Source organism: Streptomyces flavalbus (genome assembly GCF_042674625.1).
Classification (GTDB): Bacteria; Actinomycetota; Actinomycetes; order Streptomycetales; family Streptomycetaceae; genus Streptomyces; species Streptomyces flavalbus.
In genome coordinates this window covers 7,075,150-7,091,255 of sequence record NZ_JBHTEB010000001.1, presented here as the reverse complement: position 1 = coordinate 7,091,255, position 16,106 = coordinate 7,075,150, and the positions used below count along the sequence as shown (strand labels likewise).

General features: G+C 73.0%; 15 protein-coding genes. 4 read left to right on the top strand and 11 right to left on the bottom strand.

Annotated elements, in window-relative coordinates:
• Positions 1–3: 3 nt before the first annotated feature.
• Both ACFQZ6_RS31605 and ACFQZ6_RS31600 read right to left on the bottom strand, forming a co-directional pair.
• Positions 4–486, bottom strand: coding sequence for a GNAT family N-acetyltransferase (locus ACFQZ6_RS31605; RefSeq protein WP_381616063.1), 483 nt, complete (start codon positions 484–486; stop codon positions 4–6).
• A gap of 56 nt (positions 487–542) precedes the next feature.
• Positions 543–716: a hypothetical protein gene (locus tag ACFQZ6_RS31600; protein WP_381616060.1), complete on the bottom strand. Its 174-nt coding sequence runs from the start codon at positions 714–716 to the stop codon at positions 543–545.
• A 469-nt stretch (positions 717–1,185) separates the two neighbouring features.
• Here ACFQZ6_RS31600 and ACFQZ6_RS31595 point away from each other — a divergent pair, with 469 nt between their 5' ends.
• Positions 1,186–1,671 (top strand): metal-dependent phosphohydrolase, encoded by a 486-nt coding sequence (locus ACFQZ6_RS31595; RefSeq protein WP_381616058.1) that lies wholly within the window; start codon positions 1,186–1,188, stop codon positions 1,669–1,671.
• Here ACFQZ6_RS31595 and ACFQZ6_RS31590 read toward each other — a convergent pair.
• The 5 genes from ACFQZ6_RS31590 to ACFQZ6_RS31570 form a co-directional block, all read right to left on the bottom strand.
• On the bottom strand, positions 1,650–3,125 hold the full coding sequence (locus tag ACFQZ6_RS31590; protein ID WP_381616055.1) for an SDR family NAD(P)-dependent oxidoreductase: 1,476 nt from the start codon (positions 3,123–3,125) through the stop codon (positions 1,650–1,652). The two genes, ACFQZ6_RS31595 and ACFQZ6_RS31590, sit on opposite strands and share 22 nt — an antisense overlap.
• Positions 3,126–3,228: 103 nt before the next feature.
• On the bottom strand, positions 3,229–4,548 hold the full coding sequence (locus tag ACFQZ6_RS31585) for a wax ester/triacylglycerol synthase family O-acyltransferase (protein ID WP_381616052.1): 1,320 nt from the start codon (positions 4,546–4,548) through the stop codon (positions 3,229–3,231).
• A 158-nt stretch (positions 4,549–4,706) separates the two neighbouring features.
• Complete coding sequence (glgC, locus tag ACFQZ6_RS31580; protein ID WP_381616049.1) at positions 4,707–5,927, bottom strand: glucose-1-phosphate adenylyltransferase; 1,221 nt, start codon at positions 5,925–5,927, stop codon at positions 4,707–4,709.
• A gap of 87 nt (positions 5,928–6,014) precedes the next feature.
• Positions 6,015–7,160, bottom strand: coding sequence for a glycogen synthase (glgA, locus tag ACFQZ6_RS31575; RefSeq protein WP_381616046.1), 1,146 nt, complete (start codon positions 7,158–7,160; stop codon positions 6,015–6,017).
• A gap of 109 nt (positions 7,161–7,269) precedes the next feature.
• Positions 7,270–8,046: a (2Fe-2S)-binding protein gene (locus tag ACFQZ6_RS31570; protein ID WP_381616043.1), complete on the bottom strand. Its 777-nt coding sequence runs from the start codon at positions 8,044–8,046 to the stop codon at positions 7,270–7,272.
• A 229-nt stretch (positions 8,047–8,275) separates the two neighbouring features.
• Here ACFQZ6_RS31570 and ACFQZ6_RS31565 point away from each other — a divergent pair, with 229 nt between their 5' ends.
• Entirely contained in the window at positions 8,276–9,409 is a 1,134-nt protein-coding gene (locus ACFQZ6_RS31565; RefSeq protein WP_381616040.1) for a DMT family transporter, read from the top strand.
• Here ACFQZ6_RS31565 and ACFQZ6_RS31560 read toward each other — a convergent pair.
• Positions 9,399–10,661, bottom strand: a complete 1,263-nt coding sequence (locus ACFQZ6_RS31560) for a transglycosylase family protein (protein WP_381616037.1) — start codon at positions 10,659–10,661, stop codon at positions 9,399–9,401. The genes ACFQZ6_RS31565 and ACFQZ6_RS31560 overlap by 11 nt on opposite strands.
• Before the next feature lie 286 nt (positions 10,662–10,947).
• On the opposite strand from ACFQZ6_RS31560, the gene gndA reads away from it, so the two are divergent.
• Positions 10,948–12,387, top strand: coding sequence for an NADP-dependent phosphogluconate dehydrogenase (gene gndA, locus ACFQZ6_RS31555; RefSeq protein ID WP_381616035.1), 1,440 nt, complete (start codon positions 10,948–10,950; stop codon positions 12,385–12,387).
• A gap of 546 nt (positions 12,388–12,933) precedes the next feature.
• Here the strand turns inward: gndA and ACFQZ6_RS31550 are convergent.
• The 3 genes from ACFQZ6_RS31550 to panD are packed head-to-tail and all read right to left on the bottom strand — an operon-like array spanning position 12,934 to position 14,418.
• On the bottom strand, positions 12,934–13,608 hold the full coding sequence (locus ACFQZ6_RS31550) for an aspartate/glutamate racemase family protein (protein ID WP_381616032.1): 675 nt from the start codon (positions 13,606–13,608) through the stop codon (positions 12,934–12,936).
• A gap of 20 nt (positions 13,609–13,628) precedes the next feature.
• Entirely contained in the window at positions 13,629–13,976 is a 348-nt protein-coding gene (locus ACFQZ6_RS31545) for a GNAT family N-acetyltransferase (protein WP_381616029.1), read from the bottom strand.
• Between the two features lie 22 nt (positions 13,977–13,998).
• Positions 13,999–14,418 carry an aspartate 1-decarboxylase gene (panD, locus tag ACFQZ6_RS31540; protein ID WP_381616026.1) on the bottom strand — a complete coding sequence of 140 codons (420 nt, stop codon included), beginning with the start codon at positions 14,416–14,418 and terminating at the stop codon, positions 13,999–14,001.
• Between the two features lie 266 nt (positions 14,419–14,684).
• Here panD and ACFQZ6_RS31535 point away from each other — a divergent pair, with 266 nt between their 5' ends.
• Entirely contained in the window at positions 14,685–16,073 is a 1,389-nt protein-coding gene (locus ACFQZ6_RS31535; protein ID WP_381616023.1) for a hypothetical protein, read from the top strand.
• Positions 16,074–16,106 lie beyond the last annotated feature (33 nt).

Here is a 16,106-nt window from a genome sequence, read left to right as displayed (position 1 = left end):
GGGTCAGAGATCCCGGTACATGACGTGCAGGCCGACGAGCCCGTGCTTCGGGTGGTCGTACGCCTGCGGAATCGTGCCGAGGACGGTGAAGCCCAGGGACTTCCACAGGCCGACCGCCGGGTTGGTCTCGACGACGGCGTTGAAGACCATGCCGCGGTAGCCGTGGGCCTTGGCCTCGCCCAGGACGTGTTCGGCGAGGGCGCGGCCGATGCCGCGTCCGCCGTGGTCGGGGTCGACCATGAAACCGGCGTTGGCCAGGTGGGCGGCGGGGCCGCCGTAGTTGGGGGTGAGGTAGGCGGAGCCGACGACGGCGCCGGTGGCGTCCTGGGCGACGTACACCCGTTTGGCCGGGTTCATCCACAGGGCGCGGGCCGCGGGTTCGGTGGTGTCCGGGTCCCAGGTGTAGGTCTCGGCGGCGGCGACGATGCGGTGCCAGAAGGGCCAGATGCGCGGCCAGTCGTCGGCGGTGGCTTCCCTGATCAGCATGGACGTGAGTGTGGCACGCCCATGCTGACCGGCGATCGCGAGGGGACGCCCCCGGGTCAGTCGACGCTGGGCAGGATGTGGGGCTCGGCGAGGTCGTCCTCGTAGCCCGCGAGTCGGATGGGGGCGGATCGGGCCCACACGTCGAGGCTGCCGATCTCGCCGGGCCTGCGGCCCGCGCGTTCCGGGTGCTCCTTGGGGCGTTGGTCGCGATTCGTCTTCTCCGGTGTCACCGCGCACTCCTTATGTGTCGGGTAACCCTCGGGACGTGCCGTCCGGCCGCGCTCCGGCCGCCCGGTGCCCTCGGGTCCTGGGGGAAACAGTCGGACGCGGTGGCGCCGGCAACTCCTGGGAGAGCAGGCCGTGGTGTACCGGCTTGTCCCGGGACGGACCGTGGGTTGGGTGGAGCCCCGTGGTGCTGTCCGTCCGCTCTAGGTTAACCAAATGAGCGGCCCCCCGCTCGATGGGGCTGAAAACAAGGTGTAACTATGCCAAGTCGAAACGTAGGCGCTTCGCACCGTTCTGCGACTGTTCGTTACATGATGCCCGGCCTGCGTGCCACCCGCTCGGCTTACCCTGTCGAACACCTCTTCGGTGCCGAGGGGATGTACGGGCGGTCAGTTCAGGTCCCGTTGGCCCGTCCGCAAGCTGCCCATGATTGCGTGGCGTTCCGCTACGGCTGTCTCGCGGGAGGACGGACGCATGGAACTGCGCGGCGTCGAGGAGCTGATGGAGCGGCTGCGGGGCTGCGCACTGCGCGACCACGCGCTGCGGACGGCGGCGCTGCTGCGCCGAAGTCGCCCCGCCGACAAGGAACTCCAGGTGGCGGGGCTGGTGCACGTGCTCGGTGAGACGCCGCCCGGCGGGGACGCCGACCGCGCCGCCGACGCCGTACGGGCGCTGCTCGGTGAGCGCGTCGCCCGGCTGGTGTGGCTGCACGCGCCCGCCGAGCGGTACCTCGCCGCCGTCTCGTCCCCGGCGGGTGTGCCGGGCGCGGGGAACGGCGCGATGTCGCCCGCGGAGGCCGCCGCGTTCGCGCGTGACCCGCTCGCCGACGACGCCCTGACCCTGCGCCAGGCGCACGAGGCCGCCACGGGGCCGGGGCTTGACGCCGGGGTCCTGGAGGACTGGCGTACGGTCCTGGAGCTGGTGGCGGCCCGGACGGTTCACCACTTGCCGGGCGCGTAGTCCTTCAGGAAGACGCCGTACAGGTCCTCGCCCCGCTCGCCGCGGACGATGGGGTCGTAGACGCGGGCGGCGCCGTCGACGAGGTCGAGCGGGGCGTGGAAGCCCTCCTCGGCGAGGCGGACCTTGTCGGGGTGCGGGCGCTCGTCGGTGATCCAGCCGGTGTCGACGGCGGTCATGAGGATGCCGTCCTTGTCGAACATCTCCTGGGCGCTGGTGCGGGTCAGCATGTTCAGCGCGGCCTTGGCCATGTTGGTGTGCGGGTGCCCGGCGCCCTTGTAGCCGCGGGCGAAGACGCCCTCCATGGCGGAGACGTTGACGATGTAGGTACGGCGGGAGGCCGAGGCCGCCATCGACGGGCGCAGGCGGCTGATGAGGATGAAGGGGGCCGTGGAGTTGCAGAGCTGCACCTCCAGCAGCTCCACCGGGGTGACCTCCTCCACCGTCTGCACCCAGCTGTTGGTGTCGTGCAGGTCGGGCACCAGGCCGCCCGCGTCGATGGCGGTACCGGCGGCGATCCGCTCCAGGGAGGCGGAGCCGGAGACCAGGGCCAGGTCGGTGACGTCCTGCGCGGTGAGCGCGCCGCCCCCCGCGACGGGCAGCGCGGCGACCGCGCCGGAGCCGAAGGTGCCGATCACCTCGGCGGCGGGCAGCTCACCGGCGGGCAGCGGGGCGGACTCGGCGGCGAGCAGTTCGCCGTACGCCTGCGGGGAGCGGCGTACGGTCTGCGCGGCGTTGTTGATGAGGATGTCGAGCGGGCCCTCGGCGGCCACCGAGTCGGCGAGCGCGACGACCTGGGCGGGGTCGCGCAGGTCGATGCCGACGATCTTCAGCCGGTGGATCCAGTCGGCGCTGTCGGGCTGGGCCTTGAAGCGGCGGATGGCGTCGTTCGGGAACCGGGTGGTGATCGTGGTGTGCGCGCCGTCGCGCAGCAGCCGCAGCGCGATGTACATGCCGATCTTGGCCCGGCCGCCGGTGAGCAGCGCGCGCTTGCCGGTGAGGTCGGCGCGGGCGTCGCGGCGGGCGCGGTTGTCGGCGGCGCACTGCTGGCAGAGCTGGTGGTAGAAGTAGTCGACCTCGACGTAGCGCTGCTTGCAGATGTAACAGGAGCGGGGGCGCTGGAGTATCCCCGCGATCTGGCCCTCGGCGGTGCGGGAGGAGGGCAGGATGCCCTCCGTCTCGTCGTCGATGCGGTCGGCGGAGCCGGTCGCGGTGGCCTCGGTGACGGCCCGGTCGTGGGCGGTCTTGGCGGCCCGGCGCTCCTGGCGGCGGCGCTGCTTGACCGTGCGGTAGATGTGCGAGGTGGCCCGGCGGACCAGGATCGCGTCGGGGTGGTCGACGTCGAGCTGGTCCAGTTCCTCCAGCACGCTGAGGCAGACGGCGAGCCGTTCCGGATCGATGCCGGGGCCGTGGACGACCTCTTCCGTGGTCGCCGCGGAGTCGTCTGTCACCGTCATGGGCGTTGCCGTTCCCTGGTCTGCCGTCGTGGCGCGCTGGTCGCGCCGCATTCGAACAGGGGATTTTACGGAGCGGCGGGCCCTGGCGCCAAACCCGTGACGATCATGGGTCGCAGACGGCGGTGAGCGCCGCCACCTCCTCGGTGACCGCGCGGGCCAGCAGGTCGAGGTCGGGCACGGCCTCGGCGTCCGCGACGAGCCCGTAGTGCACCCGGCCGCGGTACGTCGAGACGGCGACCGCCAGGGACTGGCCGCGGGCGAGCGGCGCGTACGGGTAGACGGCGGTGAGGCCGTGACCGCCGAGCCTCAGCCCGAGGCTGGGCAGCGGCACGCTGGTGACGAGGATGTCGAACCAGAGCCGGGCGGCCTGCGCGACCAGCGGTCCGCCGAGCCGGTGGCCGAGGGCGGGCACGTGGTCGGCGAGCAGGGCGACGGCGCCCGCGCCGCGGCCGGGGCCCGCGTCCTTGTTGCGGTCCATGGCGGTGCGCACGGCGGCGAGCCGGGCGAGCGGGTCGCTCTCCCCGACGGGAAGCCGTATCAGGTACCCGGAGAGCCGGTTGCCCTGCGGGTGGGCGGTGCGCGGGCGGCGCTTGGAGACGGGGATCAGGGCGCGCGGCGCGACGCCGTCGCTGCCGTCGCCGCGCGCGTCCAGCCAGCGGCGCAGGGCGCCCGCGACGACGGCGATCACGACGTCGTTGACGGTGCCGCCCTCCGCCTTGCGGATGCGGTGGACGTCGTCGAGGTCGACGACCACCCCGGCGGTACGGCGGCTGCCACTGGGCTCGGAGGTGAGCGCGGGGGTGGTCTTCATGCCGAGGGTGGAGACGGCGACGGAGGCGCCGATGTCCAGGGCGCGGCCCACGTCGGCGAGGGCGCCGCGCAGCATCCCGGGGAGCCTGCGCACGTCGGGCAGCGGGCCGCGGGCGGGTTCGGGGGGCCGGGGGCGGCGGGTCGGCAGGTCGGTGGGGTCGAGGACGGCGGCGGCCAGCGCCAGGGCGCGCAGTCCGTCGGCGAGGGCGTGGTGGAACTTGAACAGCACGGCGAACGACGTGCCGTCCGCGCCGGGCAGCACGTGCGCCTCCCACGGGGGCCGTCCGCGCCCGAGCGGGCGCTGCATGAGGCGGCCCGCGGCCTGCTGGAAGTCGCCGGTGGGGGCGTGCAGCCGGACGTGGTCGAGGGGGTCGAAGCCGGGGTCGGGCTCGCGGGCCGCGCCGCCGAAGGCGAGCGGTCGCCAACTGTCGCGGATGCGCATCCGCAGGCCGGGGACGGCGGCGGCGCGGGCGGCGAGCAGGTCGGCGGCGTGGGCGCCCGCGGTGGGCGAGCGCGCCGTGAAGACGCCGAGCGCGCCCAGGTGCATGGGGTGCCGCTCGGAGTCGATGCTCCAGAACGCCAGGTCGAGGGGTGCGAGCGGGTCGGAAGTCAATGGCTTGCCTCGCGACGACGACGGTGAGTCAGCAGTTAATCGCGATCGGGCGATTACGGTCAAGTACGATCAAGCTACGCACAGTTAACATCATGTGACGTATGGGCGCGCTGTGACTACCGCCGTATGGTGCCGGGGAAGGCCCCCGGGCGGGGGTGCTACGGGACCCGCTGGCCCTTCCCCAGCGCGATCACCCCGCCCTGGGAGACGGTGTACAGCTCGGCGTCCCGCTCCGGGTTGACGCCGATCGTCGCGCCGGGCGGCACCTCCACGTTCTTGTCCAGCACCGCCCCCCGCACCACCGCGCCCCGCCCGATGTGCACGTTGTCGTGCAGCACCGAGCCCTGCACCACCGCACCCGGGTCGACCACCACCCCCGGCGACAGCACCGACCGGGTCACCTGCCCGCGGATCAGGCACCCCGCGCTGATGATCGACTCGCTGGCGATGCCGCCCGCGTTGAACCGGGCCGGGGAGAGCTGGTTCGAGTGGGTGTAGATCGGCCAGCTCCGGTTGTAGAGGTTGAAGGCGGGACGCTCGGCTATCAGGTCCATGTGGGCGTCGTAGTACGCGTCCAGCGTGCCCACGTCCCGCCAGTAGCCCTGGTCGCGGCTGGTCTCGCCGGGGACGTGGTTCTCGCTGAAGTCGTAGAGCTGGGCCTCGCCGCGCGCGGTGAGCTGGGGCAGGATCGAACCGCCCATGTCGTGCACCGACTCCGGGTCCTCGGCGTCCCGCTGGAGGGCCTCGATCAGGGCCTTGGTGGTGAAGACGTAGTTGCCCATCGAGGCGAAGACGCAGTCGGGGCTGTCCGGCAGTCCGGGCGGGTCGGCGGGCTTCTCCAGGAACCGCTCGACCGTCAGCCCGTCGGAGCCGGGCGTGATCACCCCGAACGACGACGACTCCGAGCGCGGCACCCTGATCCCCGCCACCGTCACCCCCGCGCCGGACTCGATGTGCTGGGCGAGCATCTGGCGCGGGTCCATGCGGTACACGTGGTCGGCGCCGAACACGGCGACGTACTCCGGCCGTTCGTCGTAGACCAGGTTCAGCGACTGCAGGATGGCGTCCGCGCTGCCGAGGTACCAGCGCGGGCCGAGCCGCTGCTGCGCCGGGACGGGCGTGACGTAGTTGCCGAGCAGGCTCGACATCCGCCAGGTGGTGGTGATGTGCCGGTCGAGCGAGTGCGACTTGTACTGCGTCAGCACGCAGATGCGCAGGATGTCGCCGTTGACGAGGTTGGAGAGCACGAAGTCGACGAGGCGGTAGGTGCCGCCGAAGGTCACCGCTGGTTTCGCGCGGTCCGCGGTGAGCGGCATCAGCCGCTTGCCCTCCCCGCCCGCCAGCACGATCCCGAGTACCGAAGGTCCTCCACGACGCATGGCCGCCCCTCCCTCACCCTGGTTGACCGATGAGTGCCCCGTGGGGTGAGTGAGTAAGCCTGTTCGAACGCGCCGGGGCGGGCCTGGTTACTTCAGGACCTCCTCGTACAGCCGCACCGTGCGCCGCGCCACCGTGTCCCAGCCGAACTCCCGCACCGCCCGCTCCAGTCCCGCCTGACCCATCTGCGAGGCCGCCACCGGGTCGGCGAGTACGGTGTCCAGCGCGCGGGCGAGGCCCGCCTCGAAGTCGTCGTCCACGAGGACCAGCAGGCCCGTCTCGCCGTCCTCGACCACCTCCGGGATGCCCCCGACCCGGGACGCCACCACGGGCGTCCCGCACGCCATCGCCTCCAGGTTGACGATGCCGAGCGGCTCGTACACCGAGGGGCAGACGAACACGTCGGCGTGGGTGAGGAGTTGGATCACCTCCGGGCGCGGCAGCATCCGCGGGATCCAGTGCACACCGTCGCGTACGGCGCTCAGCTCCGCGTACAGCTCCTGGAACTCCCGCTCGATCTCCGGGGTGTCGGGGGCGCCCGCGCACAGCACCACCTGCGCGGCCGGGTCGATGTGCCGCACGGCGCGCAGCAGGTGCGGAACGCCCTTCTGGCGGGTGATGCGGCCGACGAACAGCACGTAGGGGCGGCCCGGGTCGATCCCGAGGCGCTCCAGGGTGTCGGTGCCGGGGTCGGGCCGGTAGAGGGCGGTGTCGATGCCGTTGTGCACGACGTGCACGCGGGCCGGGTCCAGGGCCGGGTAGCAGGCGAGGATGTCCTCGCGCATGGCGCCGGACACGGCGATCACCGCGTCGGCGGCCTCGATCGCGGTGCGTTCCGCCCAACTGGACAGCGCGTAGCCGCCGCCGAGCTGCTCGGCCTTCCACGGCCGCAGCGGCTCCAGGGAGTGCGCGGTCATCACGTGCGGCACGCCGTACAGCAGCTTGGCGACGTGGCCCGCGAGGTTGGCGTACCAGGTGTGGGAGTGGACCAGCTCGCGGCCCTCCAGCGCGGCGGCCATCGACAGGTCCACGGAGAAGGTGCGCAGCGCGTCGTTGGCCTCGTCGAGGGCGGGCCAGGGCCGGTGGCGTACGACGCCCGGGGCGCGGCCCTCGCCCCAGCAGTGCACGTCGAGGTCCACCAGGGAGGTCAACTCCCGGGCGAGGAACTCCACGTGCACGCCCGCGCCGCCGTACACGTCCGGCGGGTACTCCCGGGTCAGCAGTCCCACTCGCACCCGCGACTCCCTGGCTCGGCGGCTGGTGCCCATATGGTCGCCCATGAGGGGGTACGGGCGGAAGACCGCAGGGGGCTCAGGGGGTTCGGGGGTTCCTGGGGTCCGGGGTTCACCGGGTTCCCGGAGCTCGGGGCTTGGGGCTCGGGGCTCGGGTGAGGCAGCAGTCGCCGCACAGGCCGCCGCCGGGCGCCCGGTAGTACAGGCAGCAGCTACGGCGCCGGAAGGCGGTGCCGGTGAGGGTGCCGGTCCCGGTGAGCGGGGGGTGGGCGAGGAGGCGGCGGGTGAGGGCTCCGGCGCGGGCGGCGACGTCGGGGCGGCCGTGCGCGTGCGCCCAGCGGTCCAGCTCGCGGGCGGCGCCCGTCAGCGCGGAGGCCGCGTTGCCCCACAGCAGCCCGGACGCCAGCCGGTACCGGTCGCGCAGCAGCGCGGCGAGGGGTGCCAGGTGGGCGTCCAGCACGACCGCCGCGACGGTCTCCGCGTCGCCGGGCAGCGGGCGCACCCCGGCCAGCCACAGGTCGTCGGGGGCGCTCGCGTCGGGGTCCCAGCGCAGCCGCCCGGGGTCGAGGTCGGGGACGCGCCCGTACACCGCGGCGCAGCCCAGCGCCACCGACCAGAGGCGGGCGGCAAGGCCGAGGTGCGCCACGGAGGCCGCGGTCCGCGTCTCCCGGGTGCCCAGGGAGCGGGCCACCTTCCGCACCCGGAAGGTGACGCAGTCGCCCCGCCCCCGCGACACAGTCCCGTCGTAGACGTCGGCCAGCGTCGGCAGCCCGGCGGGCGGCTCGCACGCCAGGTCAACGGCCGTCCTCAGCACAAAGAACCCGCCAAGCGCCGCCAGCGCGCCGAGCAGGGGGTCTGGCCGGGGGTCGAGTTCCGCTTCGGGGTCCACGCGGAGCAGTACTACCAGGCCCCCTAGGGGCGCAGGTCAGGGGGGTCGGGGGCCGCTGTCACCCGACCTGGGGATGACAGGGGTGGGGGCGTACTCCATCGGCAGTAGGACCCAATGCCTGCCTAGGGACGACGACGGGAACAGTTTGAGGAGGCATGGTGTTGGCTATGGAAGCCGACCGTTCGCCGCGCCGGGTGAAGCGCACCCGCCTCACGCAGAGGAGCAGCCGATGAGCGCCCTCGCGTTGTCCGTGCTGCTGTCGCTCGTGTCCGCGATCGCGTACGCGGGCGGAGCCATCGTGCAGGAGCGTGTCGCGGAGACCTCGCCCCGCACCCAGCAGTACGCCCCGCTGCGCCGCCCCAGCTGGTGGGTGGCGGTCGCGCTCAACGGCCTCGGCGGTCTGCTGCACGTCGCGGCGCTCGCCTACGGCCCGCTCAGCCTGGTGCAGCCGCTCGGCGCGCTGACCATCGTGTTCGCGCTGCCGATGGCGGCCCTGTTCGTCGGCCGCAGGGCCGGGGCGACCGCCTGGCGGGGCGCGATCATGGCGACCGTGGGTCTGGCGGGGCTGCTCTCCCTGGTCGGCGCCTCCGACAACCAGTCCCTCGGGGCCACCGAAGAGATCGCGGCGTTCCTCGTGACCGGCGGTGTCGTGGTGACGCTGATGGTCGCGGGCCGCGCCGCGCACCGGCACCCCGCCGTGCGCGCGATGCTGCTCGCCACCGGGTCCGGCATCGCCTTCGGCATGTCCTCGGTGTTCACCAAGACCGTCGCGGTCGACTGGACCGGCGGCGTCACGGCGGCGGACCTCCCCCCGCTCGCCGCGATCGCGGTGCTGGCCACCGCCGGACTGCTGCTGTCGCAGGCCGCCTACCGGGGCGCCGGTCTCGCCGCCCCGCTGGCCACGCTGACGGTGGTGAACCCGGTGGTGGCCGCCGCGGTCGGCATCACGATGTTCGGTGAGAGCTTCCGGTACGGCACCACGGGCACCGTGCTCGCGCTGAGCTGCGGTGTGGTCGCCGCGGGCGGGCTGATCCTGCTGACGGCGCAGCGCATCCAGAACCAGGACCCGGAGGCGGTGTCAGAGGAACCGGGCGCCGAGGGGCAGCGGGCCGAGGAGCAGCGGCAGGCTGACGTGGAGGTGGACGACCCCGGCCCGGTGGACGAACTGGTTCCCGAGCTGCGCGCCGAGGTGTTCGTACCGCGGCCGGTCTCCGAGGCCGCCCGCGAGAACCGGGCACCCGCCAGCTCCGACGCGGGGGCGAGGTCGGCTGTCCGGCCGGTGCTGTACTACCCCTCCGGCTACGGAGCCGCGTTCGTCCCGGTGCTGGTCCTGGACCGGCACCGGGCGAGGGTCAAATCCTGACGCCCCCGGCGCGCAGATAGGCGACCGGGTCGACGTCCGTACCGAAGCCGGGCCCCGTCCGCACCTCGAAGTGCAGATGCGGGCCCGTGCTGTTGCCGGTGGACCCCGAGCGGCCGATGCGCTGCCCGGTGCCGACGTGCTGGCCCGTCTTGACGGAGATCGCCGACAGGTGGGCGTACTGCGTGTAGCGGCCGTCGCCGTGCTTGATCACGACCTGGTAGCCGAAGGAACCGCCCCAGCCCGCGCTGACCACCTGACCGGCCCCGACGGACCTCACGGAGGTGCCGGTGGGGACGGGGAAGTCGACGCCGGTGTGGTAGCCCTTCGACCAGGACGAGCCGGACGCGTGGTACGGGGTGCCCAGGGCGGCGCTCACCGGGGCGACCAGCGACTGGGACGCGCGCTCGTCGGAGCGCGAGGTGGTCTTGGGCTCGGAGCGGGACTCCTTGCGGGGGGCGGCCTTCTTCTCCCGCTTGGGACTCTTCTCCTGCCTGGGACTCTTCTCCTGCTTGGATTCCTGCCCGGATTCCTGCTTGGTCTCCGGTTTGGCTTGCTTGGTGCTTCTCTCCTGCCTGGCGCTCTCGTGTCTCTTGGCCTCGCCGTGCAGGCTGAGCCGCTGGCCCGGCAGGATCAGGTCGGGGTCGGCTCCTATGGTCGCGCGGTTGGCGGCGTACAGGCGCTGCCAGCCGCCCCGGACGCGCTCGGTGTCGGCGATGCCGGAGAGGGTGTCGCCACGGACCACCGTGTACATCTCGGCCTTCCCGGCCCGGGACTGCGGGGTGGTCTGCGGCTGGACGTCCTGCACGGAGGTCCTCGCCTGGCCGGACTTCCTGGCCGTGGGCGTCGTGGCGGGGCTGACCTCGGGGCTCGCGCCGCCGCGGGTGAGCCCGGCCCGCGTCGAGCAGGTCGGCCAGGCGCCGGGTCCCTGCCCGTCGAGGACCTTCTCGGCCACGGCGATCTGCTGGTCCTTGGTTGCGAGGTCGGCGCGCGCGGCGTACCGGCTGCCGCCGTACGCCTCCCAGGTGGACTGGGTGAACTGGAGGCCGCCGTAGTAGCCGTTGCCGGTGTTGATGTCCCAGTCGCTGCTGGACTCGCAGGCGGCGACCTTGTCCCAGGTCCCGACGTCGGCGGCCTGGGCGCCGCCGGTGCCGACGAAGGGGATGGCTATCCCGGCGCCGCCGACCGTGACGGTGAGTGAGGCACGGTTGATCCTGTTCGGCTGGTACCGGCGGTGCCGACCGCGTACGGCCATGAGGAGCCCCTTCGACATGCGTCAGAGGGGCCTAAAAGTATGTGCGTTCAACAGCCGGTGACAAGACGGGAATTCGGCCGCCGGCACACCAAGTGGCCGGTTACGGACGCCGTTTGGCCGGATCGGCGGGCAGGGCGGGTGAGCCGGGCGTGGGCGGTGTGCGTACTGGTGCCCGTGGGCCCCGGACATGCGGCCGGGGTACCGGCACGTCAGGATGGCCGGGAGGGCAGACTGGCGGCACACGCAGCACGCCCGGTACGAACGGATCCCTTAGGGAGTTGGCGGTATGAGCAGCAAAGCCCAGATCGGTGTCACGGGTCTCGCGGTCATGGGCCGCAATCTCGCCCGCAACTTCGCCCGCAACGGCTACCCGGTCGCGGTGCACAACCGGACGGCGGCGCGCACGCACGCGCTGGTGGAGGAGTTCGGCGGCGAGGGCGAGTTCATCGCGGCGGAGACGGCCAAGGAGTTCGTGGACGCGCTGGAGCGCCCGCGCCGACTGGTGATCATGGTCAAGGCAGGTGACCCGACCGACGCGGTGATCCAGGAGTTCGCGCCGCTCCTGGAACCCGGCGACATGATCATCGACGGTGGCAACGCGCACTTCGCGGACACCCGGCGCCGGGAGCGGGAACTGCGCGAGCGCGGCATCCACTTCGTCGGCACCGGCATCTCCGGCGGCGAGGAGGGCGCGCTGCACGGCCCGAGCATCATGCCGGGCGGCTCGAAGGAGTCGTACGACTCCCTGGGCCCGATGCTGGAGAAGATCTCCGCGAAGGCGGCGGACGGGGCGCCGTGCGTCACCCACGTCGGCCCCGACGGCGCCGGGCACTTCGTGAAGATGGTGCACAACGGCATCGAGTACGCCGACATGCAGCTGATCGGTGAGGCGTACCAGTTGCTGCGCGACGTGGCGGGTTACTCGCCCGCGCAGATCGCGGAGATCTTCCGCACCTGGAACACGGGCCGCCTCGACTCCTACCTGATCGAGATCACCGCCGAGGTGCTGTCCCACGTGGACGCGGCGACGGGCGAGCCGTTCGTGGACGTGGTGGTGGACCAGGCCGAGCAGAAGGGCACCGGCCGCTGGACCGTGCAGATCGCGCTGGACCTGGGCGTGCCGGTGTCGGGCATCGCGGAGGCGGTCTTCGCCCGCTCCCTGTCGGGCCACGCGGCGCTGCGGGAGGCCTCGCGCGGGCTTGCGGGCCCGAAGGCGACGCCGCTCGGTGAGGCGGAGGCGGCGGCGTTCGCGGACCGGGTGGAGCAGGCGCTGTACGCCTCCAAGATCGTCTCCTACACGCAGGGCTTCCACGAGATCGCCGCGGGCAGTGAGGAGTACGGCTGGGACATCGACCTGGGCGCCGTCGCGGCGATCTGGCGCGGTGGCTGCATCATCCGCGCGGCCTTCCTCGACCGCATCCGCGCCGCGTACGACGCCCGCGCCGACCTGCCGAGCCTGCTGTCGGACGAGACCTTCGCGCAGGAGATCGCGGCGGCGCAGGACGACTGGCGCGAGGTCCTCGTCGCCGCGACCCGGCAGGGCGTCCCCACGCCCGGCTTCTCGGCCGCTCTCGCCTACTACGACGCGCTGCGCGCCGAGCGCCTGCCCGCCGCCCTCACCCAGGGCCAGCGGGACTTCTTCGGCGCGCACACCTACCGGCGGACCGACCGGGAGGGCTCGTTCCACACCCTGTGGGGCGGCGACCGCTCGGAGGTCACGGGCTGACGTCCCGCGCGTGTGCCGGGGCCCCGCGGGTGCGGGGCCCCTTCGCGTGTGCGGGACGCGTCAGGTGAGCGGCGGCCCCGGCTCCGGGTTGGGCACCGGCTCGGGTCCCGGCGGAATGGGGGACGGGTCCGGCTCCGGCAGCGGACTGGGGCCGGGTCCGGGGCCGGGCGGGGGCTGCGGCACGGGGTGGGGGCCCGGCAGCGGGGGCGTCGGGTTCGGGGGTGGTGGGGGCGGGGGGTGCGGACCCGGCGGGGGCATGGGCTCCGGGCCCGGTCCTGGTCCGGGGGGCGGAGGTGTGGGGGCCGGTCCCGGGGGCGGGGGTGTGGGGGCCGGTCCCGGGGTGGGTCCCGGTGGGGGTTCGGGGGGCGGTACCGGGTGGGGTTCCGGGTGCTGGGGCCCGGGGCCCGGCGGCGGCTCGGGTGGTACGGGGTCCGGGTGGTGCGGGTCGGTCATGCTGTCCTCCGGCCAGTGGCGAACGTACGTCGGCTCTGGACTCCTCCCCCGCCTACCCGTGCCCCGCGCCCCCAGTCACCCGCGGGGGTCAGCTCAGGCCCCCGGGTGGCGGCCCTGTGGCCCGCCTGGAGACGGGGCCGCCGCCCCGGCCGCCGCCGCGAGCCCCGGCCGGGGACTGCACAGCACCGGCACCGCCGTGCTGGTCATCCGCTGGGCCGGAGCCATGGAAGCCTGCGCGAGGACGATCGCGTCCGCGTCACCGACGGCGTCGACAGCGGCGGCGACGCTACGGACGTACGCCTCACCGTCCCCCGCGGCGAAGTGCTCCCAGGCACCCGCCACCAGCGCGCTCCGCACCTCGACGGCACGACCGGCGCGCCGAGCCTCCTCCTCGACGAGGGCGACGGTGGGCCCGAGCGTGCTCTCCACCGTCGCCAGCACCACGAGGCGGGGCCCCGCGGCCACCGCGGCGGCGGCCATCGGCCGGTCGACGCGCAGCACGGGCACCCCCGCACCGGCGCCCGCCACCTCCGCGACGCCGCCGATGGTCGAGCAGGTGCACAGCACGGCCCGCGCCCCCTCGGCGACGGCCCGGTCCACCAGGGCCCGCACGTCGGCGGCGACCGCCGCGGGCCCACCGTCGCCCCGGGCCCGCTCCAGCAGCCCCTCGTCGACGAGGTGCCGCAGCTCAAGCCCCGGATGGTGCGCGTCGCGCAGGGCGTCGAAGACGGGCACGTGGACGGGCGAGGTGTGCAGCAGAGCGAGCACGTGGTGCGTCCCGTCCCCGCTCAGAACCGGCCGGGATGCGCGGAGAGCCACGCCTTCGCGGCCCGCAGCAGTTCCGGGTCGGCCGCCGGTGCCAGGTCCGGGTGCCGCTCGGCCCACCGGACGACGTACGGACACAGCGGGGCCACGACCACGCCCTCCCGATCCGCGACGGCGTACAGCTCACGGGCCAGCGAGCCCGCGATGCCCTGGCCCTCGTGGGCGGGTTCAACGATGGTGTGCACCGGAACAAGCGCGCGGCGCGGATCGTCGAGAACGAAGTACTCGATACGGCCGACCACCGCACCGTCGTCACCGACGGCCTCCAGTCGGCCCGCGGCCCGGTCGTCGCGGATCTCGATGTCGCTCATGGGGCACCCCACTCCTCGCCGGTCAGCCCCCTACGGCCTGCGGGCTGCGCTGCTGGTCGGAACCCGGCACCGGTGCGGAGGGGTCGGCCCCGAGGGCCACGACGCGGTTGTCCGCGTCCACGTGCACCACCCTCGGCTCCAGCTCCCGCGCCTCGGCGTCGGTCACCTGAGCGTAACTGATGATGATCACGAGGTCCCCAGGATGCACGAGGTGCGCCGCGGCCCCGTTGATCCCGACGACCCCGGACCCCCGCTCCCCCTCGATGACGTACGTCTCCAGCCGGGCACCGTTGGTGATGTCGACGATGTGCACCAACTCCCCGGGCAGCAGGTCCGCGGCGTCGAGCAGATCAGCGTCGATCGTCACCGATCCCACGTAGTGCAGGTCGGCCTGGGTGACGGTGGCGCGGTGGATCTTGGACTTGAACATGGTGCGCAGCATGTTGAACTCCTGGAAGACGGCTCCCTGCCTGCTTTGTGCAGGTCAAAGGCGGTCTTGACCTTACACCGACACCCCCGTCCGATGTTTGTGAGGAACATCGCTCCGGCCGCGTGATGGCTTCCTGTCTGGGCTTTCGCGCCGTCACCGACGCCTGCACAGGCAATCGCTCGACGGTACGCGCCCCTGCGTACTTGCGTGCGCCACGCCTCCCTTCCGTAGCGTCCAGCCGATGACGAAACGGCCTCGCACACCGCGAAGGAGAGCTGTTGAAGCCGACCGAGGAAGTGCTCCGGAACCTGACCCAGCCCTCGAACATCTCCGTCCACTCCGACGACGCGCTCGTCGGGAAGGTGAAGGCCGCCATCACGGCGGACGACGAGAAGCGTGAGGAGAACGAGGACGAGCCGCTCCGCCGGAAGCCCGCCCTGGCCCCGATCGCACAGACGGAGCTGCCCCGGCAGTTCGAAGTGACCCTCTGGGACGTGCTCCACACCCTCGCCCGGGCCACTGCCCTGTCGTGGCGTGGTGCGGGCCGGGGGCTGGCGGAACACTGGGGCGCACTCAAGTACACCCAGGCCCTGGCCGGCGGTCGTGACTCCTTCCTCGGTCTCACCGACGAAGGCCACCGCATCGCGGACCACTACAAGTCGCTGCAGTCCGGCGAGCTCGGCATCGGCTTCGCGCTCACGCTAACCGAGCACATGCTGCGCAACCGTTTCCCCGACCATTCGGTGACGATCGTTCCCGCCGACACGGTGTTACGCGCGGGCTGGGCCCTCACCAGCAGGGACAAGGGCGAGAAGGTGAAGTACCGCTATCGTCCCCAGTACTTCGCCGAGGTCTGGCGGCCAGGCGAGCCATCCCTGGCCATCCCCCTCGCCTGTAAGGGCAACCACAGCGACTCCGCCACCTCCGCCGAGCAACTGGCCTCCGCCTCGGCCCACGCCGAAGCGGTCCACATCGGCGCGTGGAACGAGACCCCCAGCCTGCTGTTCAGTACGCAGCTCCCGACGGACGGCGGCACGATGACCGTCCACGCCCTCCAGGCACCGGGCAGTGGTGGTCGGCTGTCCCCGGCGGAAGGCCGCGAGCCGAACCTGAACGCCCCACCGTTCCAGGCGAACGTGATGCCAGACATCCACCCGCCCGCCGAGGGCCTGGTGGCACCGGAGCCCGTACGGGGCTGCCACGTGCAGCCGAGGGACTACGCCTGGTTCCAGGAGGCCCTGGCCCACACCACGGCCGCGGGCCTCATGGCCTTCACCGGCTCCGGCCACGCCACCGCCCGCCACCTGACCGACCGGCAGGGCCGCAAACGCTTCACCGGCCTCGAACACGCGGCCAGCATGAGCATCCAGGACGCCGCCCACACCCTCATCGGCAATGCGTACGTCGGCACCGACCATGTCTTCCGCCTGAACGGCCCCCGCGTCGAGGCGTTCTCCGGCGTGGACGAGGAGGTCTTCCGACTTCTCGCCAGAGGCGACACCGAGGAGTACCGCGTCCTCGTCCACGCGAGCCGCCACGTCCGCCCTCGCCTCACCTTCGACAAGACCTGGGGCGGTCCGGTCTCCGTCCACGCCGACGGCTCCGTCTTCGCCCTGCGGCTGCTGCCGGGACAGACCGAGGAACCCAGCGCGTGCTCGTCTCGCTGACGCATCTCTGAGACAACAGGTACGTTCGGCTTC